18 protein-coding genes, 1 riboswitch and 2 other annotated features are annotated in these 16,917 nt (G+C 39.4%); of the genes, 1 reads left to right on the top strand and 17 read right to left on the bottom strand.

Annotated elements, in window-relative coordinates; genetic code table 11:
- Nucleotides 1–119: 119 nt before the first annotated feature.
- Nucleotides 120–358: a binding site (T-box leader), on the bottom strand.
- Between the two features lie 183 nt (nt 359–541).
- Nucleotides 542–781: a binding site (T-box leader), on the bottom strand.
- Between the two features lie 59 nt (nt 782–840).
- From MHB53_RS19715 to MHB53_RS19705, 3 genes are all read right to left on the bottom strand, one after another.
- Entirely contained in the window at nt 841–1,287 is a 447-nt protein-coding gene (locus MHB53_RS19715) for a GNAT family N-acetyltransferase (RefSeq protein WP_340921623.1), read from the bottom strand.
- Between the two features lie 3 nt (nt 1,288–1,290).
- A complete protein-coding gene (locus MHB53_RS19710; RefSeq protein ID WP_340921621.1) occupies nt 1,291–2,157 on the bottom strand; it encodes a YitT family protein in 867 nt (288 codons plus the stop codon).
- Nucleotides 2,158–2,262: 105 nt separating this feature from the next.
- Nucleotides 2,263–3,150: a LysR family transcriptional regulator gene (locus MHB53_RS19705; RefSeq protein WP_340921619.1), complete on the bottom strand. Its 888-nt coding sequence runs from the start codon at nt 3,148–3,150 to the stop codon at nt 2,263–2,265.
- Nucleotides 3,151–3,405: 255 nt separating this feature from the next.
- Here MHB53_RS19705 and MHB53_RS19700 point away from each other — a divergent pair, with 255 nt between their 5' ends.
- Nucleotides 3,406–4,371: a DMT family transporter gene (locus MHB53_RS19700; protein ID WP_340921617.1), complete on the top strand. Its 966-nt coding sequence runs from the start codon at nt 3,406–3,408 to the stop codon at nt 4,369–4,371.
- Between the two features lie 341 nt (nt 4,372–4,712).
- On the opposite strand, the gene MHB53_RS19695 is transcribed toward MHB53_RS19700, so the two are convergent.
- The 14 genes from MHB53_RS19695 to larA all read right to left on the bottom strand — a co-directional run bounded on the left by MHB53_RS19695 (nt 4,713) and on the right by larA (nt 16,729).
- Nucleotides 4,713–4,925 (bottom strand): hypothetical protein, encoded by a 213-nt coding sequence (locus MHB53_RS19695; RefSeq protein ID WP_340921614.1) that lies wholly within the window; start codon nt 4,923–4,925, stop codon nt 4,713–4,715.
- 59 nt (nt 4,926–4,984) lie between these two features.
- On the bottom strand, nt 4,985–5,746 hold the full coding sequence (locus MHB53_RS19690) for a TatD family hydrolase (RefSeq protein ID WP_340921611.1): 762 nt from the start codon (nt 5,744–5,746) through the stop codon (nt 4,985–4,987).
- A gap of 4 nt (nt 5,747–5,750) precedes the next feature.
- Nucleotides 5,751–6,488, bottom strand: coding sequence for an ABC transporter ATP-binding protein (locus MHB53_RS19685; RefSeq protein ID WP_340921609.1), 738 nt, complete (start codon nt 6,486–6,488; stop codon nt 5,751–5,753).
- 7 nt (nt 6,489–6,495) lie between these two features.
- Nucleotides 6,496–7,254, bottom strand: a complete 759-nt coding sequence (locus MHB53_RS19680; RefSeq protein WP_340921608.1) for an ABC transporter permease — start codon at nt 7,252–7,254, stop codon at nt 6,496–6,498.
- Nucleotides 7,254–7,544 (bottom strand): thiamine-binding protein, encoded by a 291-nt coding sequence (locus MHB53_RS19675; RefSeq protein ID WP_340921606.1) that lies wholly within the window; start codon nt 7,542–7,544, stop codon nt 7,254–7,256. The genes MHB53_RS19680 and MHB53_RS19675 overlap by 1 nt, the downstream gene beginning before the upstream one ends.
- A 12-nt stretch (nt 7,545–7,556) precedes the next feature.
- Nucleotides 7,557–8,549 carry an ABC transporter substrate-binding protein gene (locus MHB53_RS19670; protein WP_340921604.1) on the bottom strand — a complete coding sequence of 331 codons (993 nt, stop codon included), beginning with the start codon at nt 8,547–8,549 and terminating at the stop codon, nt 7,557–7,559.
- A gap of 214 nt (nt 8,550–8,763) precedes the next feature.
- Nucleotides 8,764–8,873: riboswitch (TPP riboswitch) on the bottom strand.
- 219 nt (nt 8,874–9,092) lie between these two features.
- On the bottom strand, nt 9,093–9,995 hold the full coding sequence (locus MHB53_RS19665; RefSeq protein WP_340921602.1) for a TIGR01777 family oxidoreductase: 903 nt from the start codon (nt 9,993–9,995) through the stop codon (nt 9,093–9,095).
- A 197-nt stretch (nt 9,996–10,192) separates the two neighbouring features.
- Complete coding sequence (locus tag MHB53_RS19660) at nt 10,193–10,657, bottom strand: hypothetical protein (protein ID WP_340921600.1); 465 nt, start codon at nt 10,655–10,657, stop codon at nt 10,193–10,195.
- Between the two features lie 175 nt (nt 10,658–10,832).
- Complete coding sequence (gene larC, locus MHB53_RS19655; protein ID WP_340921598.1) at nt 10,833–12,182, bottom strand: nickel pincer cofactor biosynthesis protein LarC; 1,350 nt, start codon at nt 12,180–12,182, stop codon at nt 10,833–10,835.
- Nucleotides 12,179–12,988: a nickel pincer cofactor biosynthesis protein LarB gene (gene larB / locus MHB53_RS19650; RefSeq protein WP_340921596.1), complete on the bottom strand. Its 810-nt coding sequence runs from the start codon at nt 12,986–12,988 to the stop codon at nt 12,179–12,181. Before larB ends, larC begins: the two co-directional genes overlap by 4 nt.
- Nucleotides 12,985–13,809, bottom strand: coding sequence for an ATP-dependent sacrificial sulfur transferase LarE (larE, locus tag MHB53_RS19645; RefSeq protein WP_340921594.1), 825 nt, complete (start codon nt 13,807–13,809; stop codon nt 12,985–12,987). Before larE ends, larB begins: the two co-directional genes overlap by 4 nt.
- Nucleotides 13,810–13,896: 87 nt before the next feature.
- Nucleotides 13,897–15,066: a UxaA family hydrolase gene (locus MHB53_RS19640; protein WP_340921592.1), complete on the bottom strand. Its 1,170-nt coding sequence runs from the start codon at nt 15,064–15,066 to the stop codon at nt 13,897–13,899.
- Nucleotides 15,056–15,358, bottom strand: coding sequence for a UxaA family hydrolase (locus tag MHB53_RS19635; protein WP_340921589.1), 303 nt, complete (start codon nt 15,356–15,358; stop codon nt 15,056–15,058). Before MHB53_RS19635 ends, MHB53_RS19640 begins: the two co-directional genes overlap by 11 nt.
- Nucleotides 15,359–15,460: 102 nt before the next feature.
- Nucleotides 15,461–16,729: a nickel-dependent lactate racemase gene (gene larA, locus MHB53_RS19630; protein ID WP_340921588.1), complete on the bottom strand. Its 1,269-nt coding sequence runs from the start codon at nt 16,727–16,729 to the stop codon at nt 15,461–15,463.
- Nucleotides 16,730–16,917: the final 188 nt, after the last annotated feature.

Here is a 16,917-nt window from a genome sequence, read left to right as displayed (position 1 = left end):
AAGTAATCGCAATGCAGCTTTTCTGCCATCACAGCGATTCAGCTTATAACCTCGGGCCGCTGGTGCCTGAAAGCTAGACAATAGAAAAAGCCCTCCATAAACACAATTAATATGCGTTTACAGAGGGCGTTTAGTTCGCGGTGCCACCTCTATTGAAGAAAAGAATTCTTCATCTCATCGGGTACAGAATAATTACTCGATACCCTATCCTGTTAACGGTGGAAGCCGGATATCCCTACTGACATTCAGGATATCTCTCATAAGTCCATTCCCCTAAGCTATTCGCACCGGATTCCCACCATCACCGGCTCTCTTGGAGCGATAAACAAAGCGTACTATTCTTATTCAACGATTTAGATATAAAAGCCTATAGCGCTCATTTATTAATTAAAGTACGTGAATTCCTATTAATAATCATGAAGCAAAAGATACTGGATAAGGATCACTGGGTAAATAGGATCACAGGCTAAGAGCGCCACGTCGTGTGGCAACGCCTGTGTGACCTACATCCTGTAGGCCTAAACACAAAAAGGGCCCTCATCCAAAGGACGAGGAACCCGTGGTACCACCTTTATTAGCTGAAATTCAGCTCTCTTTGTCGGCACTAAATGCCCGTCTTTAGTAACGTCAAGACATATACGCCAAATCCTACTGCTCGCTTTCACAAGGTTCAGTTTGGAGGCTCAGAAGCCCATTCACCATCTCTGCACACCGATTCACACCAACCATCGGCTCTCTAAAGTGCGACAAAATAGCTACTCTTCTTCATCACTGCCAGAAATATTCATTAAGTTAGAATTATTTATCATCTTAACTTTTCAGGAGTAAAATGTCAAGGTATTATTTACAGATTATTTTATACATTACTTTATGAAGTCCGATTGGATGAATCTCAAATACATCACCGAGCTGCGATAAACCTTGTTTAATATAATAATCACTCGCCGTTATTCTAGCATTACACCACCATATATTTACTCCTCTATAACGGAGAATGTTTTCCGCTTCAGAAATGAGTAAACTACCAGCTTGTTGATTTCTAAATTCTCCAAGCGTCGCCATTCCTCTTAAACGATATTGCACTGGGTGTTGTAGCTCTAGGTGGGATTCTTGAAAAAAAGACCCTATGCAAATCAATTTCTGCTTTTTATGGAAGACACCAAGATGAAAAGTATTTTCTGCTTCATCTCCATCATATTGACAGTCAACAATTGTTTGATTCGGTCGAAGTACCTTATGGCGTATGGCATACGTATCTTCAACTTTTATAGGTTGAACCGATAACATTACTTAGCCTCCTCCATATATTTTCTCTTTTGAAAATCCTCTGCCTAATATTTCAGATGCATTGAGAAAAATAACAAAGGAAGTAGGTTCTTCTTCTTGGAGAATCTTTTTCAAATAAACAGCTTCTGACTGCTCGACAACACAAAATATAATAGATCGTTCTTTATTTGAGTATCCTCCAAGTGATTTTACTTTCGTTAATCCTCGATCAATTTCATCCCGAATAATACGTTGGATCGCTTCTTCCTTTTCCGTAATAATCATCGCCAGTTTTGTTGGTGATGTATTTAATTGAACGAAATCAATTACTTTACTTGTTACATAAATAGAGATCATAGCAAATAATGCGAGCTCCAAGTTGAATACAAGTGCTGATGCTACTACAACTAATCCATCAACAAGTAATTGCGCGAATCCACTAGAAAAACCTGTATACTTTTTCAAAAGTTGTGCTATCATCGCAGTTCCACCGGTAGATCCACCGCCGCGGTATACGATCCCAAGTCCAATCCCTAACACGATACCACCGTAAATAGCACCGAGCATTGGTTCAGTAAGGTGTAAGTCAATTCCTTGTGTCAGCCAGATAACCAATGGAACAAACGTTGTACCAACCAATGTCTTTGCACTAAATTCTTTGCCAAGAAACAGCAAACCAACGAGGAATAATGGCAAATTCAAACTAATTTGCACCATAGCTGGATTCCATTGGTATAGTTCGTATAAAATCGTACTGACTCCGGAAACACCTCCGGCAGCAAGTCGTGCAGGCAATAAAAATATATTATATGCTAATCCTACAAGACCCGCACCAAACATTACTTGTACATAATCGAAAATATGCACTTTTTTCGAAACCTTCCTTACCATTCTTTACATCTCTCCTTTCTAACTTTACGTAGTAACTTCAGATTTATATCCATGGAAAGGAGGAGCACCACAGTCTTATAGCGCATGACCTGTGCCTGTACGATCCTACATAAATGGAAAACCATGTGCTTCCTGCTGTCTACATTCTCCAATAGTCTCAATAAATTTTTCCAAGGAAGAGGTAAGAAATGCTTCTTTATTTCGAATAAAAACAGTCTTTATTTTACTATACTCCGCAGGGATCTTGTGGCATTGAATTAATCCCCGCTCTTCATGATACTTTACGGAAGAGCGCGGAACAAAAGTAACTCCTAAACCTGAATATACACTTCCCAATATTGTTTCCAAAGTTCCCAATTCCATGAATTTCGAAGTGGCAACCTGTTCATCTCTTAGCCATTCTTCTAATTTTGCCCTGTAACCACATCCCGAGTTAAATACAAGAAATGGCTTCTCCTTTAACTGTTCAATCGTTACAGGATTTATATCGGAAATCAGTACAAGCTCTTCTTCAAACACATCATACTGAACTAGATCTGGATGAACCCTATTACTACGGCCCGTAACAAATGCACCATCTAATCGATAATTTAGCACTTCATCAATTAATTGTTCTGTTACTCCCGTCGATAATGATAAATCGATGTGTTGATATTTTTTATTGTAATTTGACAATATTAATGGTAATTGAATAACCGTCTCTACTGAACCGATCTCAAGTTTCCCAGTGGGCATGTCCGAATTTTGAAAAGCTTTCTCCATATCGGAAACCAAAGATAAGATTTTTTCCGCATAGGTAATTAATTGTTTTCCTTCAGGCGTTAATGTAATTCCCCGATTATGACGATGAAAAACCGGTGTATTCAACTTTTCTTCTAGCCTCTGAATTCTTGCTGACACATTTGATTGCACATAATTTAATTCTTTTGCTGCTTTGCTGATATTACCACTTTCAGCAACTTTCATAAAAATATATAAATCTTTTAATTCCATGGAAAATCCCCTCCCAAACTAGTTAAAACGTAATTGATAGCTAATTCATTTGAAATCAAGCAATAATAATGCTACTGATTTGAGTGCTAATCATCCCAAATAGGGACTAAACCTTCGATCCATCTTTTTTGTGCAATGATGGATATCATTAATAATGATATCCATCATCATTATTAATCATTTTACATGATAGTCAGTCTAATGTTAAATAGTATGTAGATTATGGTCGAATTAACACGCGAAGGAGGGGACACATTGAGGAAGAGCTTTATATATGGTGCTTTTTTATGTTTAATTGCTAGTGTATCATGGGGTGCGATGTTTCCTGTCGCCCATCATTCATTTCAATATATCGAACCTTTGTATTTTACTATTTTACGATATATTCCGGTTGCTATTATATTAATAATCATGTTGTGGATAAAAGAAGGAAAACAGGCTTTTAAAACAGATGGTAAAGGATTTTTTCTCTGGTTCTTTGGCACAATGGCATTTACAGTCTATAATTTATTCATCTTTTGGGGCCAAGATGCAATTGGAGAATCGGGAGTGCTATTAGCTTCCATAATGGAATCACTCATGCCAATGATCTCCGTCCTAATTCTGTGGGCGCTTCAAGGAAAACGCCCTAACTTTTACACTGTTAGCTGTATATTAATCGCTTTTATCGGCGTAATACTTGTCATCACAAAAGGCGATATGTCGAGCTTATTGACTATGCGCAATCAACTTGTTCCAATTCTTGCTCTTCTCGCTGCAGTAATTGGTTGGGTTGTTTATACAATGGGTGGCGGGAAATTCACTAATTGGTCCGCGCTTCGTTATTCAACACTTACATGTTTATATGGAACAATCACTTCAACGATTATTGTACTTATTGCTACGGTAATTGGGTGGGTAGAAGTTCCAACTATATCTGCCGTTTACTCGGTAAAATGGGATCTTGCATTTATGATCATTTTCCCTGGCGTAATCGCACTACTTGGCTGGAATATCGGCGTAGGGATCATTAAACCTGTAAATGGACTACTTTTTATTAACTTTGTTCCAATTACTACAGTTATAGTCACTTTTATTCAAGGATACGCGTTAACTGTTTATGATCTTATCGGCATGCTCCTCGTAGTCACAGCCCTCTTGCTAAACAATGTATTCCAGCGGAAGAAAATGGAAAAAGAAAGATTACACGCATTGCGAAGACAATTACAATCCGCTTCATAATTGAGTAAAACGGTAATCTCCTCTAGTATGTTACCGTTTTTTTGATATTTTGCATGTGGCAATTCGAGCATAAGAGGATAATCGCAATAAAATCATCAAATCGCTACAATTATCAACTTGATTGGCAGCCTGTAGTGGTTTATTGGTCACTCACGGTATTTATGAGCCGCTCACTATGGTTTACTGGCCACTCGCTGTTTTTATGAGCCGCTCACCATGGTTTACTGGCCACTCGCTGTTTTTATGAGCCGCTCACCATGGTTTACTGGCCACTCGCTGTTTTTATGAGCCGCTCACATTAAAAAGCCGACATCCCTAAGTAAGTAATGTCGGTCACTCTGTTAGTTATCCTTTAGTCCTGCGGATCCACGTTTGTCTTTCTCATTTTTCTCCCGTTCTTCGATGAGTTCATCTGAGATGTCGTCAATAGGCATGAGCAGCTGATCTCGTTGTGCTTGTTTTTCTTTATCTGTCTTAAATGCTTTGTCTTTATCATTACGCTCTGCTAAAGTTTCCTCACGCTTAATCTTATTTTGTGTTGGTTCGTGGCTCATCAAATGACCTCCAACTCTTTTCTATCCTTTTTCCCTATCAAGTAGAGTTGAAACATTCGCTATATATTATAAAATTTTATTGTATTCTCGTACAATACCTGATAAACATCCGTCAATGATTCTTTTTTTATCGTAGCTATCTTAGCAATCGATTGGTGAATCATCTTCGGGTGAGTCATTTCCTTTGAAAAGACGTCTTCGAATTGCCATGGTCCATCTGTTTCAGCCATCATTTGTCCAAGCGGATATTTTTGTACGAGTTGTTGAATTTCTGTTTCATATAAAACATCTGGAGTGACAGAAATATGGTAGCCATTGTTAATCATTCGTGAAACGGTCACCTCATCACCTTTAAACCAATGGAAATGTGCGTTTTCTATATTATTTTTTTCCAGCAAATCACACACGATTGGCGCATCATCGTATACAGCATGAAGGACAACTGGTTTGTCCCATTTTTTCGCCAATTTCAAGAATGTATCTAGCAACTCCACATATGGATCAATACTAACAGGTCGCGAATAATAAGGTAAGCCGATTTCCCCAATGGCGCACATCTTATTTTGGTGCTTTTCCATCCAGGCAAGCAATTCTGCAAATTGAACGTCAGTAGGTATAGCCTGTTCCGGGTGAAACCCAAAAGCAGGCACTACCTTTGAATACTTTTCCGCTAATAGCAGATTTTTCTTACATGACGCTAAATCAAAGGAAACAGTAATTATCTTATCACAATGAACTTGTTCCAATGTTGCTATAATCCGATCTATTTCATCGTCATCATAATGATCCAGATGAATATGAGCATCAATTATTTTATCCATGATATTACCGCCTTTGAAAAATACTATTGCTTAGCTTTCGTTTCCATTCAAGAAATTCATCAGATAATATTAATTCATCTTTTCGCGGTCTCTCGAATGGAATCACGAATTCATTTACAATTTGAGCTGGATTAGAAGACAGGACTATAATACGATCCGAAAGAAATAGCGCTTCATCAATATTATGGGTAACAAATAAAATAGTTTTTTTATACTCTGCCCAAATAGACATCAACCATTGATGCATTTCCAGTCGTGTAAAATCATCTAAAGCAGAGAATGGTTCGTCCAAACAAATGAGGGACTGTGGACTTAATAAAGCACGAATAAACGCAACTCGCTGCTTCATTCCACCAGATAACGCGTCTGGAAATGCTTGTTCATAGCCTTCCAACCCAGCACGTTTAATCATTTTTAAAGCCTTATCCATTTCTATTTTCCCTTGCAATTCCTGACCAAGCAGCACATTTTGTAAAACTGTTCGCCATGGAAATAGCGCAGGTTGTTGGGGCATATAACTAATTAGTCCCCGTTTTCCGGTAATGTTTACATCATCCAAAACAATAGAACCATGATCAGGTTCAAGTAAACCGCCAATCAAATGGAATAATGTGCTTTTCCCACTCCCGGATGGACCAAGAATTGTTAGAAACCCCCCTTCCTCTATGTTAAGATTGATGTCTTTTAATATTTCACGCCCATCAAAACTGTTCGAGAGCTTGTTAATTTCTAATGTGCCCAAAATAGCCTCACTCTCCCTTTCCGTTCCACTTTACAAGCCATCTTTCTGCAGCAGTAATGATACTGAAAAAAAGCATGCTCAAAATCATGATTATCATAATCGCTACGAATACACGCTCCGTTCGGAACGATGAGGAAGCAAGCGTCATATATACCCCTATCCCTTTTTTCGCACCAAGCCATTCAGAGATTACAGCACCCATCATGCTATATGTAGCAGATATTTTCAGACCGGAAAAAAGAGCAGGCAACGCATGAGGCCATTCCAATTTTGAAAAAATTTGTGTTTTTGATGCTCCAGCCATTAGCATATAATGCTTCATTTCAGTAGGTGGATTGCGAAAACCACCAAGGGCAGCAATCGTCACTGGGAAAAAACATACGAGCGTGATGACGATCATTTTCGGCAAAAGGCCAAAACCAAACCAAATAACAAGCAGCGGTGCGAGCACAATAATAGGTACATTTTGCGATAAAATCAGTAACGGATAAACGGCCTCTCGTACACCGGGAAGCAAGTGCAATAGAATCGCTACAAAAAGTCCGATCGAACAACCAATCATAAACCCGACTAATGCTAGCACGATTGTTGACTGTATATGGGGTAGAAATTGATCGAACCCATTAATCGCCTCATGCCAGATAACGCTTGGCGCTGGCAGCAACCATTTTGGAATCTCCGCCAATTTTACTGCTAGCTCCCAGATGATTAATAAAAGGATGAGAACCGCTACCGGCTTCCATCCTTTTTTTAACATAGACAGCATCAGCGATATTTCTCCGTTAGTCGGCTCATTTCAACCCCAGTCGGCTGATATAAAATTTTAACTTGCGAAACAACATTGCTACTACCCATTTCCGTCATTCGCTCATTCATTTTCCCGATCACATTCATTAACTCATATAATTCACCTTCCATTGTTGTTTCCAATGGACTGACTTGATATTTCACTCCGGAATCCTCGATGATTTTGATCGCTTCATCCACGTAATGATAAACATCTTCACCATTCTTTGGTTTCGGTATAATTTGGATGCTAATTAATGCGTTTGCCATATTAAAGCCCTCCTATTTAGGTAAAAATTCATTTGTAAATGCTTTTTCCACATCTATCTCTTTTTCAAGTAATTTATTTTCGAGCATCCAGTCTGTATAGTTTTTCCATACTTCTTGTTTTTGCTCTCCCCATCTCGGAGCGTCATCCTTATACTTTGGCGCAAGCCATTCTTGGCTTTTTTTCACAAGTTCAGGATCTAAATCTGGCACAGCTTTTATTAAAATATCCGCTGCATCTTGAGGATTATCAATGGCAAATTCATAGCCTTTGGAAGTTGCAGCCATAAATGCTTTTACCGTCTCTGGATCGTCTTTAATCATTTTTTCATTCGTCGTAATGACAGGTGTATAATAATCCAGTTTATCCGTATAATCCGTTAAATATATCATGTTGATTTCCTCGCCACGAAGTTCAGCTTCTACACCAGTCCACGCATAAAATATCCAAGCGAAATCAATGTCTCTTTTTACCGCTGTGAAAAAATCCGTATCACCCATATTAATCGTTTCAAGCTTTTTAATATCGGCATTTTCTGAAGACATTAACGATGATAGTACGGCCTGCTCAACAGGTGCACCCCAACCACCATATACTTTCCCTTCGAAGTCCTTTGGTGATTGAATATTTTTAGCAACAGGCGATGCAAAACCTGATGTATTATGCTGAATCACAGCGCCGATCGACACGATTGGTACATCCTGCACCCTTGCTTCCGTAATGCTTTCTTGATAACCAATACCAAACTCAGATTTACCTGAGGCAACGAGTTGATCTGCTCCAGCTTCACCAGGCATAATAATATCTACATCCAGACCCTCATCTTTAAAAAATCCCCTCTCTTTCGCTACATATAATCCGGTATGATTCGTATTTGGGGTCCAATCCAATACGAGGGATACTTTTTTTAGCGAATTATCTTCACCCTTACCTTTGATATCGTCTGCGCCTGAGCCACAGCCTACTAATAAAAACAGTCCAATAATACTAATTAACCACTTTTTCATTCCTTATTTCCTCCTAATCTATAAAATAGAGAAAAGGAACCGCTAAAACAACAAAAGCACAAGCGCCTTGAACAGCTCTGACAGGCAAATGATGATCTGCACGGTTTGCCACGAATCAGAGCTACTTGTGAATCGAGGTGTTAGTTAGACGCTGGATCTAGATGCGAAAAAACGCCCTGGGATAAGAACCCGGGCGTCTGTAAGAACACTCATTAATGAATGAATTGACGTTCCCTTCGCTGGTATGAGCCAGAGCAGGTTCAAAGGGTCAGTATCTTAAGGATACTATCTCAACCAGCATAACCGGTTCCCCCACATTTCACATATTTATATTTCCTTCATCATTATAGCAGATTAAGAGGGATAAACCAGTTAAATGCTATAACCATTACTGAAATGACGAATAATTATTAAAATCCAGTTAAAAACTTATGTTGATAAATGATCTACTTCTTCTTGATCACTCCCTAACTAGGACGATTATTTCGGTGACTTTCATCCATAATTCTATAACCTTCGCCATTATTTCTATAACTTTCAACGCTAATTCCATAAGTTACTTAAAGCCTTCTCCAAAGTAGGATATTCATACGAATAACCATGTTCCATCGCCTTTTCTGGAAGAACTCGTTGCCCGTTAATTAGTATTTCACTCATTTCTCCTAATAGCACTTGTAGTGCAAAGCTCGGAACAGGTAACCAATGTGGACGATGAAGGACATGCCCAATTGTTTTTCCGAACTCTTTCATTTTTATTGGCTCGGGTGCAGTCACGTTTAGCGGTCCGGAAATAGTGTGATGTTCGATCGAAAATTGAATTAATCCAGCCACATCCGCAACATGTACCCATGATACCCACTGCCTTCCAGTTCCAACAGTGCCTCCAATAAATAATTTATACGGAAGCACCATTAGCGGTAGTGCCCCATCATAACCAAGTACAATCCCGAACCTAGCCATAACTGTCCGAACACCATATTGTTCCGCTTTTTGCGCTTCAATTTCCCAGGCTTTCACAACAGTCGCTAAAAAATCTGTTGCAATAGAGTCGTCCTTCTCTGTATAAGTGTTTTTTTCTGACATACCATAAAATCCGACTGCAGATGCATTTATTAACACTTTTGGTCTCTGATCAAGCACACTGATGATACGATTAATTTCCTTTGTCACTATCATTCTACTTTGTAAAATTCGAATTTTCTTTGCTTTCGTCCATCTCAATCCATTTATTGACTCACCTGCTAAATTGACAATCGCATCTACATTAGTGAGATGATTTTCAGGCTCACTTTGATCAGCAAGCCATTGAACTGCATGAAGCCGGTCTGTTTGCTTCACTTTATTAGGACTTCTCGTCAAAATTGTTACCTCATATCCAGCATGCAATAATCGATTTTGCAACACCTGGCCAACAAAACCACTTCCTCCCGCAATAACAACATGCATGTGATCCCCTCTTTCAGAAAAATGCAGGCGCCTTCAACACTACATATGTGCATTACCGAACATCTCCTAAGTTCGCTCGACCAGTGGTATCGGCACTAAAGTACGTAGTATCTGTTGGAGCTAACACAAAATTCACTTACACTTTCTGACTTCACAAAAAACCGATCAACTCGTTTAAGTCAGATCGGTTCGTTCAATCAAGCTAATTCAATTGCCTTCAGCTCAGCTTCTGTTTTCTCTTTTAAAGAAAAGCCTAATGCCTTAAGTTTATGTAGTAGATCAGCACAAACTCCATTCTCTGCGATAATAAACGACCGATCTCGCTCTATTGTTTCTTTGACTGACGAAAGCATATTGAAAAGTGATGCCGTTTTATCATATGTTTCATCCTTCGGGATATCACGCAAAAGTGCTGTTGTCGCTTCCGTAACTGGTAAAATTACTAACTCACAATTTTGTTCTAGCTGCAACAATTCATTAAATACGTCCATCTTCTCAAATGGTGTTCGCAGCGTATAATCTGTGAGTTCATAAACCTTTGTATTCTGATAATCTAGATTCAGAAATGGTGATGGTTCACCTTTGATAAACGCCTTGATCTGTAGATTGGATCCAACTTTTACTTTCGAATCTTCATTTGATTTTGAAAAAACTGTACTCATATTTATCGCCCCTAAAATTTCTTTTACTTACTCAATTACCTTTTATGACGAGTGTTTAAACATGAATATGACTAATTATTTTTCCGATCAAAGATCAACAGTTAGCAAATTGCTTTCTTGATTCGTATGATGAAGAATTATAGAATTCCGATTGTAATTTTACTACAGAAAACTTTCAATTATTAGCTGCCTGTATAGCAGCTTGATATACTTCCTGAAAAGTTGCTCCAAATGCTTGTGCTACCTGTTTTACATCTTCATATTCTGGAACCTGTCGCATTACTGTCCCCTTTTTCAAAGCTTGCTTCACTTTAATTTTTCCATAAGGAGTATCTGCAGTTACTATTTCCCGATCCAAAATGCTTCGGGACCAAGTATTTTTTCTCACTCCGAGCGTCGTCGTTTCCTGAAAAAGCACTTCTGTTAATCTAGCTTCTTGGTCATTAGGAGCAAGCACGGTAATCAGTATACCTGGTCGGTTTTTTTTCATAAAAACTGGCGTGTAATATACATCAAGTGCGCCTTCATTTAACAACTTTTCCATCACATAACCAAAAGCCTCACCAGTCATATCATCAAGCTGACATTCTAGTACGGTAATCGTTTCAGAATGACCTGAGCTATATTCATTTCCTTGTAAAAGTTCACCAACCATAACACGTAAGACATTCGGTCGGCCTGGAATATTCTTCGTACCAGCTCCATACCCAACAGAAGTCACCTTCATCGCAGGCATCGTACCGAAGGAATCTGTTTGGCTTACAATAATCCCTGCTCCAGTAGGAGTCGTCAATTCAAATGGCAAATTGCTTGGAGCAATCGGCACATTTTTCATCATGTCAAGCGTTGCTGGAGCTGGAACTGGATATACACCATGGTCAATATGAATATGACCAGAACCAAGCGGTACATGTGACGTAACGATTTTTTTTATTTCTAATTCTTCAAGTGCAATGGCTGTCGCGATGATATCAACGATCGAATCAACGGCACCCACTTCATGAAAGTGTACATCTTCAAGTGGCATATCATGGATTTTCGCTTCTGACTTGGCAATCGGAGCAAAAATTTGTTTGCTTCGACTCTTTACGCCTTGATCCAGATCCGATTCATCAATTAGTTTAATAATATCAGCATAGTGGCTATGAGGGCTATGACTATGTGAATGTTGACTATGGCTATGTTGATCAGCGTGATTGTCATGGTTATGTTCGTGAGAATGGTGCTCATGATCCCCGTGTTCGTGTTGATGGGTATGATCGTGGCTATGATAGTCTTCATGCTGATGATCATGTGTATGGTCATGGCTGTTATTATCCGCCACTTCATCAGTCAAAATCACATCAAACTTGATCGCACTGATTCCTTCTTTCATTACCTTTTTCCATTCAAGGCTATATCCAGATACATTTAATTTTTTTAATTCACGTTCAATCCGTTCGGGAGAAGCGCCGGCATCAATTAAAGCACCGACCATCATATCTCCGCTGATTCCCGAAAAACAGTCAATGTATAGAACTTTCACTCATTACATCCCTTTCTGGTCAATGCTGTATGAACAGCTGATTCAATCGTATTTGTCATCGTAGCTGCGAAATAACCTGCGCCAAAACCATTATCAATGTTTACAACAGAAACGCCGCTCGCACAGCTTGAAAGCATGGCAAGTAATGCTGCAAGTCCATTCATGCTCGCTCCATAACCCACACTTGTCGGAACTGCCACAACCGGCTTAGATACAAGACCGCCAACAACACTGGCGAGAGCTCCTTCCATGCCGGCAACGACAATTACAACATTGGCATCTTCAATTAGCTTAGCTTTATTTAAAAGCCGATGTAAGCCTGCAACGCCAATATCATTTATTCGTTCCACCTTATTTCCCATTAATTCCGCAGTAATTGCCGCTTCTTCCGCAACAGGTAGATCAGACGTACCGGCACAAACAACAGCAATATAGCCTTCTTTCCAGCTTTCTTGAAAATCTGAAGCAATCCAGTGTAATGTACGTGCAGCTTCATGATAATGAAAGATGTCTTCTGGATACATCGAACGTAATTCTGCTAAAATATAAACTGCTTTCTCAATATCAACTCTTGTTGCCAATACTTTTTGATGATGTTCCATCAGCTTTGAAAAAATACCTACTATTTGTTCACGCGTTTTGCCTTCACCATAAATGACTTCTGGGAAGCCAGTGCGTTCCTCCCGTTGCAAATCGAGTGTCGCATAACCTAAGTCTTCCTCTGGTTCAAGCTTTTTCATCGCTTCTTCTACAGATAGTAATCCTTGTTCAACTTGTTTTAAAACAGCTTTCAGACCATTGCTCATACAGTTGTTTCCTCTGGTAGCACTTCATTCATACTGCCTGAACGGTATCCTTGTAAATCAAGGGAAACATACGAAAATCCAAATGACTTCAACGCGCGTGATATTACTTCATGCTGCTCCACAACACGTAGCATATCCTGCTTATCTACCTCAATCCGAGCAACTTGATCATGGTGGCGAACGCGAACTTGATATAACCCAATCCCCAAAAGGAAATCCTCTGCCAAATCAAGCTGATTCAGCTTCTCTCTCGTAATTACAGTGCCATACGGAATTCTTGAAGACAAGCATGCGAATGATGGTTTATCCCATGTTCTTAAGCCCATTTCTTTTGAGAGTTCTCTAATTTCTTCTTTAAAAAATGCTGCTTCTTGAAGCGGACTACGTACACCGAGTGCACGTGCCGCATCCATTCCGGGACGATGCTCACCAAGGTCATCCATAATAGATCCATCTATGATCGTATAACGGTCTCCATATGTGGTGATTAGCTCCAACAAATGATTATACAATCCATTTTTACAATGGAAACACCGATTGGAATCATTTTTAACAAATTCCGCATTAGTTAGCTCACTTATTCGCGTTTCGATATGCTCAACCTTAAGTTCCGCCGCTAGACTCTTCGCAAGCTGAAATTCCCTGTCTGGAAAAGTATCAGATGCCGCAGTAACACTAAGTAATTTATCTCCAAGTGCTTCTTTTGCCACAGCAAGTAGGAAAGTACTGTCCACACCTCCTGAAAAAGCTACTAGTACATTATCCATTTCTTGCAAAATATTAATTAGTTGATCCTTCTTTTGTTGCAATGTCGGTTTCATCTTGCGCCCTCCTATCGACCCTTTCAATTACGGGTCTTTTGACGTTTTACGCATCCTAAGTTGGAATTCCTACATAATTTATTTAGATTAAAATGTCGGTCCAATTCTCCAGATTCCGAAATCATGTTGTTTTAGAATTTCCGATTTTGTTAGTTTTCCAGATGAAACTGATTTTATTTCATCAAATATGGACTGACCAACTGTCTGGACAGTTTCTTTTCCATCAATAATTGTCCCAGCGTTCAAATCCATATTATCGTTCATGCTTTCAAACATCGCTGTGTTTGTTGATATCTTAATCACGGGCGCGATCGGAGATCCAGTTGGTGTTCCACGCCCTGTTGTAAATAAAACAACTTGCGCACCTCCAGCAACCATACCTGTAAGTTGCTCAATATCTTGACCCGGTGTATCCATCCAAACAAGGCCTTTTTTAGTCGGAATTTCCGCATAGTCTACTAATTCTTGAAGTGGACTTGTACCAGACTTCGTTGATGCGCCTAGTGACTTTTCCTCAAGAGAACTTAGTCCACCTTCAATATTTCCAGGTGTCGGATTTCCTGTACGAATATCGACGCCCATCATAAGAGCTCTACCTTCGGCTTGCTTGATTACATCATATACACGTTTTACTGTTTTATCATCAACAGCACGGTTAGCTAGCAAATGCTCCGCACCGATTAATTCTGTCGTTTCCGCCAAAATAGCCGTACCACCCGCTTCAACAATTAAATCGCTTACGTGTCCCACAGCTGGATTTGCTGATAAGCCTGAGCATGCATCTGACCCGCCACATTCCGTACCAATGATCAATTCACTGACATGACACTGCTCACGCATAACAGCTGAAGCATCTTGTACCATTTTCGCAGCAATTTTTGCCCCATTAGCAATTGTTTGTAGAGTTCCCCCATTTTCTTGAATGGACACGACTTCCACAGGTTTACCGCTTTTTGCAATTTCATCTGCAACGCTTCTCGCCTGATGGGTTTCACATCCTAATCCAAGAACGACTACACCATATACGTTAGGATTTAACCCTATACCAAGATACGTCCGGAATGTTTGCTCATAGTCATCGCCAACTTGCGTACAGCCATGCTGATGGATAAAACTTACCGTACCATGAACAAGCTGTGTAATTTGATGCGCTGCCTGAGTAGCACAAGTAATTGTAGGCAAAATTAATACATGATTACGTACGCCCACTTTACCATCAGTCCTTCGATATCCCCAAAACATCTGATCATTCTGCATTTAAATCACCCCTACCACGCGTTCCTTCAAGATTATGAACATGGACATGCTCACCTTTTGAAATGTCGCTTGATGCAACGCCAATCACTTCCCCATATTTATAAATCTTTTCACCTTTATTAATTAGATCTAGCGCAAATTTATGTCCAAATGGAATCGATTGCAATAATTCAACCGCATAACTAACATCACCATATACCGCATTAACTTTAGACCCTTCAGCTAAGTTAGCTAAAACTGTTGCTACATTATCTTCCTCATTCATTAATACAGCCGAAAACTGTTGTGACATCTTCCGGCCTCCTCCCAAATTATCTTCACTTTCTCTATTTTAAAGATACCATATTAACTTCAAAGTTTAAATAATAAGTTTGGGAGTCAAATTAAATAGTTTTTATTCTTCAGAATCTACATATGGAATTGTAAGCGGGCCTAAAGGTAGCACTGCAATTGTCATATTTTCTCCATATTTCTCTTTTAACTTTTCCAATGTTTCTTCAATATTATGGGACGGTTTTAACATCGCTTGCGTTACTTGCTCGTCCGTTAGCAATGAATACACGTACACATCCGCCCACACTTGAACTACAGCTTGTTTTTGTACTTGCCATTGATCAAACTTTTTAAAGTTCGGATCGTTAATTAAATCTAATATTTCTTGCGGCGAACTTGCCAATTGTAGAATATCGCCATAGTTCCCATGATCAGGGAGCCCATCTGAGCACTCTGAAGCAACGATAATTGTTCCGCCTTGTTTAACAATTTTATGTGCAGCACTCATGCCCTTTACGGCTTGATACAAATTTTGGTCTAATGGATAACCAGAATTGGAAGTAATGACAACGTCGAATCGTTCTTCGCATTTCGTCATTGCATGCTCTTTTGCATATGCACAGCCTTTGTCATGGGCTTCAATTAGTTCCCCAGCAAATACATTCGTGATTTCCTTTGCACGATTCAATGTTACATTCAACATAAAGTGCGGCTTGCACAACATATTGATTTCACGTGTCATATCTTGCAATGGATTGTTCACCATATTTCCCCAAGTGGATAGTGGATCGCCAATCATCCGCGCATTATGAAAAGTCATGATTGTTTCAATGCCCGCAATTCCTGGCATAATCCCTTTTGGTCCCCCAGAAAACCCTGCAAAAAAATGCGGTTCAATAAATCCGGTAACAATTCTGAAGTCTGCCTCCACATATTCCTTGTTTAAATAAACATCACAACCAAATTTACTATGCCCGACATTTACAAGTGTCTCTTTATCATGGCAATGATTATTAATGATGCGAATATTGTCAACGACCCATTCTCCAAGCATTTCAACAAACTCATCTCTTGTCTGGTCGCGATGTGTTCCCGTTCCATTAATAATGACAACGTTTTCCAATGGAACATGCTCCATTTCTTTAATTAATGCGGGAACGAGTTTCTCATTCGGTGTCGGTCGGGTAATGTCACTGATAACAATCGCCACCTTATCCGTTGCTTTTACCATCTTTTTTAATGGTGGAGAACCAATTGGATTTTGTAACCCCTTCTCAAGCGCCTTCATTTCATCTGCAACTGCAGGTAAATTTTTTGGTTCGAGAATATGCGCATCCTTCGGTAAATTAATTGTTAAATTATCTTTTCCATATAAAAGTGTTGTTTTCATCATAATCTCCTTTCAAAACTTTAGATCAATTTCGCCTCGGCGGAATTGCGTCCAGATTTAATCGAGTTCGCTCGACAACTTCCTCTGAAAATCTGTGACATCCGCCGGAGGCTTTAACTTCCTTCAGCCGGAGTTTGCCTCCCACTGAATTGGGTAAATCGCATTTCTCCCTTCACTTATAGAAGTGG

The sequence above is a fragment of the Bacillus sp. FSL K6-3431 genome (assembly GCF_038002605.1).
In the GTDB taxonomy this organism is placed as follows: domain Bacteria; phylum Bacillota; class Bacilli; order Bacillales; family Bacillaceae_C; genus Lederbergia.
Note: the sequence above shows the minus strand (reverse complement) of the source record. Positions and strands in the feature narration are given on the sequence as shown.